Consider the following 12,099-nt stretch of genomic DNA (forward strand, 5'->3'; position numbering starts at 1 on the left):
TCTATCAGGACCGCAGCCCACAGGTTCGGCCCTGGTGGTGGGAAGCCCGAGACGGCCCCCAAGCACCACCCACAACAGAAAAGCGCAGTACCGCAGCGAGCTATGCGAATGCCCACCTCAAGTGGTGGGTTGCCGGGTGACGAACGACGAGGTCCCCGGTCGGCTTTCTGCTGGCGCACCCCGACAGCAGTTGCGCTGCCTGTCCCCCACGGCCCGACCAGATCTCTTCGATGCCGGTCGGTCCCTGGAGGGCGGAGAACGCAACCCCGCCCGTGTCCTTCTCCTTCGACCAGGGAGTCCCTGATGCGCCACAACGGTCGGCCCGCCCTCCTGGCGACCGAGATCCCGCCCCAGAACCTCAACCTCCGCGACGACGAGCACAAGTCGATCGTTTGCCCCGACTGCGACCGGTGGCACCCGCTCTACCGAATGATGATCAAGACGCATCATCTGGACCGCGAGAGCCGAGGCGGCCGCGCCCCACGCTGCCCCGGCAGCGCCCAGCGGATCAAGATGAACATGACCGTCGAAGAGTGGGGCGCCAAGCTGCTGGACGCCGAGCGCGTCGCCGTCAGCCGCCGCAGTGCCCAGCAGTTCTACAAGCCCCTTCCCTCGGCGCCGGTCCCGGTCTCCCGGATGGCCCACGCGCCGAAGGCGGAGTCGGTCCCGTACTTCCAGAACGAGCTGAACACCGCCCACCGCAAGGCCCGTGAGGCCTTGGTCCTCCATCGGGCCACCTGCGAGGCCTGCCAGGCCGACCGGTTCTGCGGCACCGGACGGCAGCTCGAGGAGCGCAACACCTGGACCGCGGAGACCCGCGAACAGCAGCGCGAGAAGCAGGCACGCGAGCAGCAGGCGGATCAGAACTGGGAGCGCCGCCAGGCCAAGCAGCTCCCGATCAAGCGGGCCACCGAGTGGAAGGCACTCGCCTCGAAAGCGGCAGGCGCCGACAGCCTGCGAGCACAGCGACCTGCCGGTAAAGCACCCAGTGCAGGGCCGGTGGTCCCGCTGGAACCCCAGGACCCGGCCGCGCATGCGGCGCGCCAGGCAGAGCTGGGCGAGATGTACGCCGCTCGGCATAAGCAGGCCAAGCCCGCAGCCTGACGCAACTCCCGGACGAACGACCACGGCCCTGGGCACCCCGATCTCGTTGGGGTGCCCAGAGCCGTGGCTGCTCGTACTGGCAGCTGCACCAACAAGGACAGCCCCGGGGATTACGGCCCCGGGGCTGTCGAGGACCTGATCTGGAGGCCCCATGAACAGCATGACACGCACCCGGCCCGGCCTGAGCGCCGGCGTGTTCGACGACGAAGAGCGGCGCGACAACGACCGCGGCTTCGAGCGGGACGAGACCGACACGTTCCACCAGCTCGTCCGTCACCTGGTCACCGACGGGGACCGCAGGGCCGCGACGGCCCATCGCCGCTCCCGGCGCATCCTCCAGGAGATGTCGCCCGGCACCACCGTTCCTGCACTGCTCGTCCTGGCCGGACCGGTGAAGGCCGCCGACGACGCCTGCGTGCTGTGCGGCTACTGGAGGTGCCGCTGTGGTGGCTGACGGCCTGTACGACCGGTACATGAAGGCGTCCCGGGTGAACGCCGAGCACCAGCGCGGCTGCAATGTCTGCACCGCCGAAACCCGCTGCACGGCTGGGACTCAGATCTTCAAGTCGTTCGCCCGGCTGCAGGACGCGTACAACAACCGGCTGCGCCAGCAGAACCAGCGCTGACCCCTTCCCCTGGGTTGCCTGTCGTCACCACCGGCCTGGTCGGCGGTGACGGCGGGGAGCAGCAGGGAATTGCTCCATCCCATCTGGTCCATCGGCCGGTCTCGTCCCCTCGTGAGGCCGGCCTTCCTGCTGCCGTGCCCGGCGTGACCCCTCCCCGGGCACGGCCCCCTTCACCTTGGAGGTACCACGTGACGACCGCCGTGAACACCGACCAACCGCTCGACTACACGTACGCCGACCTCGTCGCCGACTGGCTCGCCGACGCCGACTGGAAGTCCCGGCACGCCCAGCGGCTGCGGGCCACCACCACGGTCGCCCAGGCCGAGGCCGAGCAGGCCGCCCGGCCCTGAACTTCGCGCTGAACTTCCGCTCACCACAAGGAGCTTCGCCATGACCAGCCCCAGCCCCCCGGACGGCGCCCTGCAGGATGGGCCGAAGAAGAAGACGAACCTGACCCGGCTGCATTGGATCCTGATCGGCATCGTCGTGGCCGGCGCCACGGTCATTGCGGCGATCGGCTTCTCCGGGTCTTACGCCGCCGTCCGTGAGCTTGCCGAGCAGCGTGGATTCGGCGGCTTCGCCCCTTACTTCCCGATTGGTATCGACGCGGGCATCCTCGTTCTGCTCGCCCTGGACCTGCTGCTCACCTGGGTCCGGATCCCGTTCCCGCTGCTGCGGCAGACCGCGTGGCTGCTGACCGCGGCCACGATCGCCTTCAACGGCGCCGCGGCATGGCCCGACCCTCTCGGCGTCGGCATGCACGCGGTGATCCCCGTGCTGTTCATCGTCGCGGTCGAAGCGGCCCGGCACGCCATCGGCCGGATCGCGGACCTGACCGCGGACAAGCACATGGAGGGCGTCCGCTTCTCGCGGTGGATCCTCTCGCCTGGCCCGACCTTCCGGTTGTGGCGGCGGATGAAGCTCTGGGAGATGAGGTCGTACGAGCACGTTGTCCGCCTGGAGCAGGACCGCCTCGTGTACCAGGCCCGGTTGCGTGCACGGTTCGGGCGCGCGTGGCGGCGCAAGGCCCCGGTCGACGCGATGACGCCGCTGCGGCTCGCGAAGTACGGCGTCCCGCTCTCGCAGACCGGCCCGGCCGGACTTGAGGCGGCCGGCATCACGACGCCCGCCGTGTTCTTCGCGGACCACGGCATGCACGTCGCGGACAACAAGCGGACAACGGGCCGTGCCATCGGCGCCTTGTCCGCCGGTGCGGACAATGACGCGGACAAAAGCGTGGACAAGATGTCTGCCTCCGTGGCCCCGGACGCGGACAAAACGACCCAGCGCCCGGCGTTGTCCGCAGCGTCCGCTTGGATGTCCGCCCCCGCCGCGACCGGCACGGAACCTGTCCGTGCGGACAATGGCGGACAACCGCTGCACAGCGGGACCCCGCAGGCTGGCGCGCCCATCGCGGATGAGCTTGTCCGCCCGGGCGTCTCGCAGCGTCCCCTCGCTCCGGTGGCCGCCGCGAGCTTGTCCGCCCCGGACAAGCAGGGTGCGGACAGCGGTGCCGCCCCGGACGCGGACAACGGCGCGGACAACGGCGGCGGGGACAAGCAGGGTGCGGGCAAGGGAGGGGACAACGCGCCTCTTGTCGCGGACAACGGCGACGCGGACAAGTCCGATGCGGACAAGAGCGCGGACAAGAAGCTGCCCCGCGGGGCGATCGCGGCCGGTGTCCGTAAGCAGCTCGCCGTCGGTGTCACCGACCCCGGCGTCATCACCGACCGGCTCTCGGACGCCCTGGGCCTGAGCGTCGACAAGAAGACGGTCGCTCGGGTGGTCCGCCGCGAGCAGTCAAGCATGACCGCGGAGCCCGAGCCGAGCAGCGGACCGTACCTGTAGAGCGGCTCTGACCTGCGGAGACGGCAGTTTCGACGGTTCCACCGGCCCCCAAGATGCCGTCAACACCTTGGGAGCCCGGTGAAGGCGCCGAAGCGCCGATGTCAACCCTGGCACGAATTGGCCCTGGAAGGAGCAAACAGCAGGTGAGCGACACCGAGACTGCGCCGTGGAACAACCCGCCGCAGCGGGCGAAGCCGCTACGGCGCAAGCGCGCCGAGAAGCTGGCACGCCAGGCCGAGCGCTGGGGCGAGCGCCTGGAAGAGGCCCGCCTGGAGGGGCCGGACATGGTCGCTGCGGTCACCTTCGACCGGCTCCGCAGGGCCCTGAACGGGCTGCCCGCCGAGGCCCGCGACCGCGCGTACGAGGCCGTGACGCAGGCGCTCGACACCATCCGTGAGACGCACGCACAGTGACCGCCGGATTGTGACCGTGGCTGTGACGAGAGCGGTGACAAGCCGCTGTGACAGCCGGATTCGACCCGACCCGTACGGCCGCGCGCACGGACGCGCACAGGCGCGCCTGTGCGCGCGCGAGGTTACGACGCTCTGTAACGGCTCGTCAAGATCCCATCCCTGTCTGGAAGGACGGCAATTTCCATGATCGACGCTGCTGTGAGTACCGCTGCCGGCGGTGCCTGCGCCGGGTCGGCCGCGCTCCTCATGTACGCGGAGAAGCTGCCCGGCATCAAGAAAATCACCAACAAGCTGCACACTGACCGCGTGCAGGCAGTACTCATCCTCACGGCGGCCGCCGCCGTCATCGCGACGCCCGCAGGCGGCTGGTGGAACCGCACGGTCAACTCCATCAACGACTGGACGATCGGCATGGTCGGGCAGTGGACCGGCCTCCTGGTGACCGGACTGCCCGCCCTGTTCGTCCTCGTCGTGTTCGTCAACGACCTGGTCACCAAGAAGATCGAGCATCGGACGCGGATCCTGGCCGCGATCCTGCCGGTTCTGGCATCCACGATCCCCGGCCGCATCGGCTCCGGCATCCAGTCCGTCCTCGCCTGGGTCGTCACCGCCGTGGGCCGCCTCGTCGCGGGCGCCTTCGGCATCGCCTGAAAGCAGGGGAAACAATCGTGATTGAACTCCTGGTCCTGATCGCCATCGCCTACGCCGGAGCGCGCGGTGTGGAGAACGTGGCGGGCTCCGTCGACCGGCGCCATCACAGCAAGGACGCGGACACAGCCGTCGCGAAGGTCGCGGCCAGCAGCAGGTCGGGCAGCGCGCCCCCGACCCCGGCCAAAACCGACAAGCCGGAAAAGCCACGGCCGGCCGAGCCGGGGGGAACTTTCGCCGCGGCCGCCCCTCGCAGCGCTGCCCTGGGCGGCAAGGCTGCCGTACTGCCCGCAGTGATCGTCGAGTCGTCCACGGTGATGTGGAAGGCCGTCGGCGAGGGCTACCGCAAGCGGTGGCCCGAAATCCGTGAAGAGCGCCGCGTGAAGATGGCCGAGCGGGCCGCGAAGCGCACGGCGGACAAGGAAGCCGCCGCGGCGAAGAGGAAGAGCGACAAGGACGCGGCGGAGGCGAAGAAGAAGGCGGAGGAAGCCGCCGCCAAGGCCGGGCCCCCTCCGCCGTTCCCGCCCCGGCCCGCCGAGCCGCCGAAATCCGCCGGGCCGGAGGTGCCGGCAACGCCGGGCGCCACCGAGAAGAAGGAGCCGGCCGACAAGACCGGCCCGCCCGACGCCTCGAGGCCGCCGCAGAGCGAGGCGCTGCGGGAGAAGGAACGCGCCGACAAGGCCGAGAAGGAACTCGCCGAGGCCAAGAAGGAAGCCGAACAGGTCCGCGACCGCGCCGCCAGGGACAAGGTGCTGGCCGCGCAGAAGGAAGCCCGTGAGGCGAAGGAGCGCGCGGCGGCGGCCGAAGACCGGGCCCGCGCGGCCGAGGCGAAGAACACCGACCCCGGGCGCCGTCACCTGAGCGTGGTGCCCTCCCCCGCACAGAACGGAGACATCATGTCCTCGCCGTCCACGGTCATCCCCGAGATCCGCACCCTCGACGGGCTGATGAACGCGCTGGTCCTGACGAAGGCGATGTGTGAGATGCGAGCCGAGGAGGCCGAGGCGGTCGCCGCCGACGACCTGTCCCTGTCCAACCGGCTCGACCAGATCGAGGCCGAGATGGCCGAGATGGAGGTCGACGCCGGCACCCGCGCCGAGATCGACCTGCTGCGCGAGTCCATCCACACCCAGTCGCAGGCCGCCGCCCAGTACGGCGGCGCGGCCAAGGACGCCGCCGACTTCGCCCAGCAGGCGGCGGCCGCCGCCTACAAGTCGCACGGCGGCATCGCCGAGGCCGTGCAGTCCTCGCCGATCGAGCTGGCCGCCCAGGCCGGCTACTACGAGCGGTGAGCGAACCGCGGCGGGTCGATCCCTACATCTGGACGTGGGAAGAGAACGGCATCACCCGCCAGGTCAAAGTCCACTACACGCGGATCGGCACCACGGTCATCCACGACCCCCGCTACCCGGACGACCCGCTCCCGTGGTTCGACGCGGACTACGAGGGCGACAGCGACCGGGGCCGCTGGGAAGACGGCGACATCGTCACCCTTGGCTCCCCCGACGCGCCCGGCTACGGCCTGATCGACCCCGACGAAGACATCGACGCCGAAGAAGACTTCCACGTCATCGACGACGTCCAGGACGTCGATGGCGCCGCCCCCTCATTCCCCCTGCAGGAAGGAAGCCGCCCCATGGCGCTCTCGAAGATTGCCGACGTCGTCAACCACCGCGCGCTGCTGAACGCGCTCAACACCATCCGCGCCGAAGTCGAGTCCCGCCAGGAAGACGTCAACAACCTCGCTGGCTGGTCCGGGGAGATGGCCGAGCGGATGCGGGGCATCGCCGAGGAGCTCCTGGCGCTCAACGTCGACGGCTACACCGTCGGCAACATGGTCATGCTCGGCGACCTCATCGACGGGCAGAAGACGGCGGCCGACAAGTACAAGAACGCCACCGACACCTCCGTCACCCAGGCCGAGTCCGCCGCGCGCACCGCGCACCGCAACCACGGCCGCATCCAGGAGGCCGTCGACGACGCCGACGCCCCGATGGCGAAGAACGTCTTCTACCAGGGCGAATAGAAGCACCCCGCAACCCGTGCCACCGGGCCCGCCACCGCGCGGGCCCGGCCCCTGTGTTGCCCAGACGCCCCCGGCCCGCGCTCTGCGCGCGGATCCGGGGGCGGTGGGGAGCGCTGGGCCCCCGACCCGACCTCCACGCCCCGAGCAAGAAGGGACCCCCTCTCGTGCGCGCCCCGAAGAACCCCTCTCCCCAGTACACCGACCTGGCTGCCTTCGTCGCCGCGCAGTCCAACCAGGCCACCGCGCAGGCGGCCACGGGCAAGAAGTCGTCGCGCACCTTCCAGCAGTGGGCGCTCGACAACCGCGGACGGCTCGCCGTCGCGGCGGCCGCCGCCAGCATGGGCCCGGCCGGCGAACTGCTGTCGGCCACCGCCGACGGCTGGAAGACCGCCCTGGCCCTGGGTGCGGCCGGCGCCGCAGGCGCCGGCGTGTGGGGCTGGCTGCCGGGCCTGATAAAGATCAAGGGTGTGTGGCGCCCGGCCCGCACCCTGCCCTGCGACTTCGACCGGTACGTCGGCCTGTCCATGCCGGTCACCGGCTCCGGCCTGCTGACCACCATGGCGAGCGTGGGCGGGCCGGAGTGGGGCGACAACCCCTGGTGGGGCTTCTCCCTGGCCTGGGCGCTCGGCTACGGCACGTGGGCCTGGCGGCGCTGGGGCCAGCGTCCGGAGGCCAAGGGCCCGGAGCTGACCCGGCAGATGCTCGACTGGATCGAGTTCGCGTCCGTCGCCTCCGGCCCCTACCCCAAGAGCAAGCTCGTCTCGCCCATCGCGCTGCCCAAGGGCGGCTGGTCGGCGGAGATCCTGCTGCCCCGCGGTCAGGAGTTCGAGCTGCGCGTGGTGAAGACGGCGTCCGCGCTCGACATCGACGACCTCGACCTGATCGCGATGGAGAAGCTCGGCCCGCGCCGCGGCCGCGTCTCGGTGTTCAGCGAGAACCCGCTGAAGAAGGGCACCCTCTTCGGCGACCACCACGTCCTGGACCCGGAGACCGGGCTCGCTCCGATCGGCATCTACTACGACGGCGAGCAAGCCCACTACCGGTTCTTCCTGCCGGGCTCCGGAGCCGTGCACGACTTCATCACCGGCACCTCCGGCTCCGGCAAGTCCCGGCTCCTGGACGCGCTGCTCGGCATCGAGCGGCGCAGCCCGCTGATGTGCTCGATCGTCATCGACCCGCAGGCCGGCCTGTCCCTGCCGGACTGGCCCGATGGTGTCGCCGTGTTCGCCCCCGGCAACGAGTTCGGCATCGTCGTCCTGCGCGCCGTCCACGCGATCATGAAGGAGCGTTCGAGGCGCTACAACCGGATGAAGTGGACCGACGAGAAGGGCCGCACCCGCGTCGGCCGGGCGTTCTTTGTCCCGGGCGACCCGGACCCGCTGCTCTGCGTCACCCTGGATGAGGCCCACGACCTCCTCAACGACCCCGAGTTCGGCGAGGAAGCCGTCAAGATCATCGGCGATCTCGTCAAGGAGGCCCGCAAGGTCGGCATCAAGTTCCGCCTCGCCAACCAGTCCCCCAACGCCTCCGAGCTCGGCGGCGAGACCCTGATCCGCGACATCCTGCAGGGCGGCAACAACGCCGTCCTGCGGTCCGGCAGCACGGCGACCGGCAAGCGCGCCGCAGGCAGTGCCCTGGGCGACATCGACCCGGGCGCCATCCCGAAGGAGTTCAACGACGGCACCACCACGGGCGGTCTCGGCTACCTCGCCGGACCCGACAACCGCGCCGCCATGTGGCGCGCCCCGCTGGTCGAAGACCCCTTCGGCCTGGCCCACGAGGGCTTCACGACCGGCATCGAGCAGGCCACCATCGACGCCCTGCCGATCGTGCGGCACATCCTCGACGAGCACGCCCTCATGCTCCGCCTGCGCAACGCCGGCGAGCAGTACTCCTACGACCCGGAGCGCTTCAACGAGGCGCAGCCTGCGGCCCCGGCCCGTAAGACGGCCAAGGCCACGGTGCCCGGTCCGTCCATGGAGAAGGTGCCGGTCGCCGTGGAGAGCGAGGGCCCGTCCCTGTCGAACACCTCACTGAAGATCGTCGCGTTCCTGCACCAGCACGCGCGGCCCGCCGCTCCGGCGATCATCGCGAAGACCCTGGGCATGACCGGGCCACAGGTACGCAAGGCCCTCGGCCGCATGAAGGACGACCCCAAGGCCCCGATCGTCAACCTCGGCCACGGCGCCTGGCTCCACAAGGACCACCTCGACTCCGACTCCGACTCCGCTGCCGCCTGACCCCACCGAGAGGAAGAACGCACATGTCCCACACCGACCAGACCCACACCGGCACGCTCGCGCTCCTGGCCGCCGCCCGCGACCTCGTCGCCCAGCGCACCAGCTCCGCCGACGGCCTCCACCAGCAGGTCACCCTCGTCGTCGACGAGATGGACGCCGTGCTCGTCGGCGCCACGCCGGAGGCCAAGCAGCTGGTCCGCGACCTGATGGTCAGCGGCCGCACCCAGGGTGTCCGCCTCACGGCCCGCGGCCGGCTCGTCGGCGCGCGTCCCGGGGACGACCGGCACCTGGTGGGCCGTCAGTACGCCACCGCCGCCGAGCTGAACGCCGCCGCCGAGCGCGGCGAGGCGTAGCAGCCCACCCCGCCCCCGACACCGAAGGCCGGCCCTGTGCTGTGGGGTCGGCCTTCGCTTGACCGACTCCCTTGGAGACCCGATGAACACCGAGCGCTACATCCCGGTCGGCCAAGAAGTCGGCCCCGCTCTGCCCACTGCCGTCTGGCAGCCCGCCGCACCGCAGCACCTCGTACAGCCGGACGCCCCGGCCCTGACCCTGTACCAGGTTCCGGTCCCCGGCGCCGTCCAGGTCCAGCTGCCCGACGGCCGCATTGCCTGGGGCCGCCCGGTCGAGCCGCGCCTCGAGACCGTCCCGCTGCCCGCGCCGAAGGAGCCGATGCCCGCCTGGGCCAAGGCGATCGGCATGGTCGCCGGAAGCCTCACCGTCCTCGCCCTCGGCGGCGCCATCGCCCTGCGGATCGCCGCCCCCGCCCTGGGAGACCTCGTGGACCTGCTCAACACGATCTGGGTCGTCGCCCTGGTCCTGGCCGTCATCTTCTTCGGCGGCCGCATCATCATGCGCTTCCTGGCGGCCTCCGCCACGGACAGCGCCAGCGACACGGGAAGCAGCCACGGCCAGTCCACGGTCGTCTTCGCCCCCGAGATCAACACCGGCGGCACCCGGCTCCTGGGCCGCAGCGGCGACGTGAACATCCAGTGGGGCGACCACAACCGCAACAAGCAATAGACCGGCCGCCCCGTCTGGCCCCCGGCCACCCCGTTCACACGGGCTCCGGGGACCGGGCAGGCCGTCACGGTCCGCACGACAACCCCTTCCTGCCCTGCCCGCGGCCCTCGCGCCGCAGGCCCGCCCTCCCCTGCCCAAGGAGCCCACCGCCATGGCCAAGAACCCGCCCGCCCCCACCTTCACCCTCCAGGCCGCCGCCCCGGTCAAGCCAGGACTGTGGCAGGCCCACCGCCACCAGGTGCTGTCCGTCCTCGCCCTGACAGTCGGCTTCCTGCTCGGCACCCACGCCAACGACTCCACCAACGCCGCCGAGCAGCGGCCTCCGCACACCACGACGGTTTCCTCGCACGACGGACGGTGACGCGACCGGCCCGCCCGCCTGGTCCCCGGAGCCCCGCATCCGCGGCGCCGGAGACCGGACAGGCCGACCGGCCCCGCATCCCGTCGACGAGGAGCCCCTGTTGAGAACCGCCCCCACCGAGATCCGCTACTGCGAGCACGCCGCCCGGGTCGTGCGCATCGAAGCCCCCGCCGTCGCCGAACTGGTCGCGGCCCTCGCCCACGTGGAGAAGGCCACCGCCGCCGGCCCCCAGGAGAGCGCCGCCTACTACGCGAACAGGGGCCAAGGGCACCTGGTGCCCGAGTGGATCCGCACCAACGCCGACAAGATCCGCGCGAGCCTGGACGTGCTCGTCGCCCGGTACACCGACCCGGGAGCCGGGCTCATCAGCCAGGTGTCCGACCAGCCCCGTACCTGGACCGACCCGGCCGGCGGCCGCACCTACGACCTCACCGTCGACTACGTGCCCGCCGACGAAGCCCGACGCCGTCCCGGCGTGGTGTGGCGCTACCGCGGCCTGCACGCCGCGACCGGCGCCCCGATCCTTCACCCCCACCAGATGCCGGACCGCACCCCGCACACCGGGCCCTGCTGGCCCCTGGACGCGGTGCCGTCCCTTCCCGCCCACGACACCGCGCACAGGGCCTGACCCCCGAACTCCCCGCCGGCCCACCCGCCCGGTCCCCGGAGCCCGCACCCACGGGAGCCGGGGACCGGACAGGCCGACTGGCCTTCAGCGCAACACCCGCATCCACCGTCGCAGCCACCGGCTGCGCCCAACTCCCGGGGAGAGAAACCGTCTTGGCGAAAGGTCCCGCCGTCATAGGTGTCCTGACCGAACCCGCACCGCCGACCTGGTGGAAAGCCCACCGGCACCACGTCTTCCTGGTCCTCGGCCTCATCGGCGGCTTCTACGTCGGCACCCACAGCAGCGACGCCTCGCCCAACCCCCACACGCCGGGCCCGGCCCACACCGCGCCCGCCAACCCCTCGGTCAAGCCCCTGCCGACCCCGACTGGCTCCCGTTGAACGTCCGGAGGACCGACATGACCGTCACCCCGCTCCCCAAGCAGCCCGAGCCCGAGATCACCGGCCAGGCCGCCGTCCCCGAGCCTGGTGCCCTGCGCCGCTGGTGGGCCAGCTTCACACGCGGCGGCGGATGGCTCGACAGGCGGCTCGAGGAAATCCTCGACGCCCCCTTCTACGGCTGGCGCCCCCTCGCCACCTGGATCAAGACCGCCGTCGCCCTCCTCGTACTCGCCCTCACGCTCGGCCTCATGTACTGGATCGGCAGCGCAGTGTTCGCCTGGGTGTCCACCTGGTCCTGGCCCACCGTCACGCTCACCACCGACGACTCCGGGCTGATGGCCACCATGACCGACCCGGTCCGGCACTACCTGGCCACCCGCACCACCGAGCTGCCGGTCAGCGCCGCCACCGTCTACGGCACCTGGGAGACAGTCGGCCTGGTCGCCTTCGTACTCGGCTTCTTCCGCTACAGCGGCGCCCGCATCACCTGGGTGCTGTGGGGAGCGGCCACCGGCGCCATGGTCTGGTACGGGACCCCGGTGCCCGGCCGTGAAGTCACCGTAGGGATCACCGCCCTCGCCTGGGGCATCGCCTCGGTTCTCGCGCTCCGCGGCCTGTCCCTGCGGCCGTCCTTCTTCACCCACGTGCACTACGACGTACACCCTCCGGCGGTCCACCCCGAGATCCACATCCACATCCACATGCCCAAGCCCGAGACGGCGACCGTCCCCTTCGACGCCATCCAACACGGTCCTGGGCCCTCGCTGAACTGACCGCTGCCCGTCCCGTCCGCGCCTTCGGG

General features: G+C 71.1%; 16 protein-coding genes. All 16 read left to right on the forward strand.

Features of this window, described 5'->3' with window-relative positions; genetic code table 11:
* Nucleotides 1-303: 303 nt before the first annotated feature.
* The 16 genes from ABR738_RS01160 (at nucleotide 304) to ABR738_RS01235 (ending at nucleotide 12,070) form a co-directional block, all read left to right on the forward strand.
* A complete protein-coding gene (locus ABR738_RS01160; protein WP_350228041.1) occupies nucleotides 304-1,104 on the forward strand; it encodes a hypothetical protein in 801 nt (266 codons plus the stop codon).
* A gap of 151 nt (nucleotides 1,105-1,255) precedes the next feature.
* Nucleotides 1,256-1,558 carry a hypothetical protein gene (locus ABR738_RS01165; protein ID WP_350228042.1) on the forward strand — a complete coding sequence of 101 codons (303 nt, stop codon included), beginning with the start codon at nucleotides 1,256-1,258 and terminating at the stop codon, nucleotides 1,556-1,558.
* Nucleotides 1,551-1,730 (forward strand): hypothetical protein, encoded by a 180-nt coding sequence (locus ABR738_RS01170; RefSeq protein WP_350228043.1) that lies wholly within the window; start codon nucleotides 1,551-1,553, stop codon nucleotides 1,728-1,730. Before ABR738_RS01165 ends, ABR738_RS01170 begins: the two co-directional genes overlap by 8 nt.
* Before the next feature lie 188 nt (nucleotides 1,731-1,918).
* Nucleotides 1,919-2,080 carry a hypothetical protein gene (locus ABR738_RS01175; protein ID WP_350228044.1) on the forward strand — a complete coding sequence of 54 codons (162 nt, stop codon included), beginning with the start codon at nucleotides 1,919-1,921 and terminating at the stop codon, nucleotides 2,078-2,080.
* 40 nt (nucleotides 2,081-2,120) lie between these two features.
* Nucleotides 2,121-3,578, forward strand: a complete 1,458-nt coding sequence (locus ABR738_RS01180; protein ID WP_350228045.1) for a DUF2637 domain-containing protein — start codon at nucleotides 2,121-2,123, stop codon at nucleotides 3,576-3,578.
* Between the two features lie 143 nt (nucleotides 3,579-3,721).
* Complete coding sequence (locus tag ABR738_RS01185; protein ID WP_350228046.1) at nucleotides 3,722-3,991, forward strand: hypothetical protein; 270 nt, start codon at nucleotides 3,722-3,724, stop codon at nucleotides 3,989-3,991.
* A 183-nt stretch (nucleotides 3,992-4,174) separates the two neighbouring features.
* Nucleotides 4,175-4,642, forward strand: a complete 468-nt coding sequence (locus tag ABR738_RS01190) for a hypothetical protein (RefSeq protein WP_350228047.1) — start codon at nucleotides 4,175-4,177, stop codon at nucleotides 4,640-4,642.
* Between the two features lie 17 nt (nucleotides 4,643-4,659).
* Nucleotides 4,660-5,931, forward strand: coding sequence for a hypothetical protein (locus ABR738_RS01195; RefSeq protein WP_350228048.1), 1,272 nt, complete (start codon nucleotides 4,660-4,662; stop codon nucleotides 5,929-5,931).
* Nucleotides 5,928-6,665 (forward strand): hypothetical protein, encoded by a 738-nt coding sequence (locus tag ABR738_RS01200; protein ID WP_350228049.1) that lies wholly within the window; start codon nucleotides 5,928-5,930, stop codon nucleotides 6,663-6,665. Before ABR738_RS01195 ends, ABR738_RS01200 begins: the two co-directional genes overlap by 4 nt.
* 164 nt (nucleotides 6,666-6,829) lie before the next feature.
* On the forward strand, nucleotides 6,830-8,905 hold the full coding sequence (locus tag ABR738_RS01205; protein WP_350228050.1) for a hypothetical protein: 2,076 nt from the start codon (nucleotides 6,830-6,832) through the stop codon (nucleotides 8,903-8,905).
* Between the two features lie 23 nt (nucleotides 8,906-8,928).
* Entirely contained in the window at nucleotides 8,929-9,258 is a 330-nt protein-coding gene (locus ABR738_RS01210; protein WP_350228051.1) for a hypothetical protein, read from the forward strand.
* An 82-nt stretch (nucleotides 9,259-9,340) separates the two neighbouring features.
* A complete protein-coding gene (locus tag ABR738_RS01215; RefSeq protein ID WP_350228052.1) occupies nucleotides 9,341-9,928 on the forward strand; it encodes a hypothetical protein in 588 nt (195 codons plus the stop codon).
* Between the two features lie 151 nt (nucleotides 9,929-10,079).
* Nucleotides 10,080-10,289 (forward strand): hypothetical protein, encoded by a 210-nt coding sequence (locus ABR738_RS01220; RefSeq protein ID WP_350228053.1) that lies wholly within the window; start codon nucleotides 10,080-10,082, stop codon nucleotides 10,287-10,289.
* 100 nt (nucleotides 10,290-10,389) lie between these two features.
* Nucleotides 10,390-10,917, forward strand: a complete 528-nt coding sequence (locus ABR738_RS01225) for a hypothetical protein (protein ID WP_350228054.1) — start codon at nucleotides 10,390-10,392, stop codon at nucleotides 10,915-10,917.
* Between the two features lie 152 nt (nucleotides 10,918-11,069).
* A complete protein-coding gene (locus ABR738_RS01230) occupies nucleotides 11,070-11,297 on the forward strand; it encodes a hypothetical protein (protein ID WP_350228055.1) in 228 nt (75 codons plus the stop codon).
* A gap of 17 nt (nucleotides 11,298-11,314) precedes the next feature.
* Nucleotides 11,315-12,070 carry a hypothetical protein gene (locus ABR738_RS01235; RefSeq protein WP_350228056.1) on the forward strand — a complete coding sequence of 252 codons (756 nt, stop codon included), beginning with the start codon at nucleotides 11,315-11,317 and terminating at the stop codon, nucleotides 12,068-12,070.
* Nucleotides 12,071-12,099 lie beyond the last annotated feature (29 nt).

Source organism: Streptomyces sp. Edi4 (assembly GCF_040253615.1).
Taxonomy (GTDB): domain Bacteria; phylum Actinomycetota; class Actinomycetes; order Streptomycetales; family Streptomycetaceae; genus Streptomyces.

Coding starts and splice junctions, on each gene's coding strand:
- ABR738_RS01160 (WP_350228041.1), top strand. CDS start 304: ATGCGCCACAACGGTCGGCCCGCCCTCCTGGCGACCGAGATCCCGCCC.
- ABR738_RS01165 (WP_350228042.1), top strand. CDS start 1,256: ATGAACAGCATGACACGCACCCGGCCCGGCCTGAGCGCCGGCGTGTTC.
- ABR738_RS01180 (WP_350228045.1), top strand. CDS start 2,121: ATGACCAGCCCCAGCCCCCCGGACGGCGCCCTGCAGGATGGGCCGAAG.
- ABR738_RS01190 (WP_350228047.1), top strand. CDS start 4,175: ATGATCGACGCTGCTGTGAGTACCGCTGCCGGCGGTGCCTGCGCCGGG.
- ABR738_RS01210 (WP_350228051.1), top strand. CDS start 8,929: ATGTCCCACACCGACCAGACCCACACCGGCACGCTCGCGCTCCTGGCC.
- ABR738_RS01215 (WP_350228052.1), top strand. CDS start 9,341: ATGAACACCGAGCGCTACATCCCGGTCGGCCAAGAAGTCGGCCCCGCT.
- ABR738_RS01220 (WP_350228053.1), top strand. CDS start 10,080: ATGGCCAAGAACCCGCCCGCCCCCACCTTCACCCTCCAGGCCGCCGCC.
- ABR738_RS01235 (WP_350228056.1), top strand. CDS start 11,315: ATGACCGTCACCCCGCTCCCCAAGCAGCCCGAGCCCGAGATCACCGGC.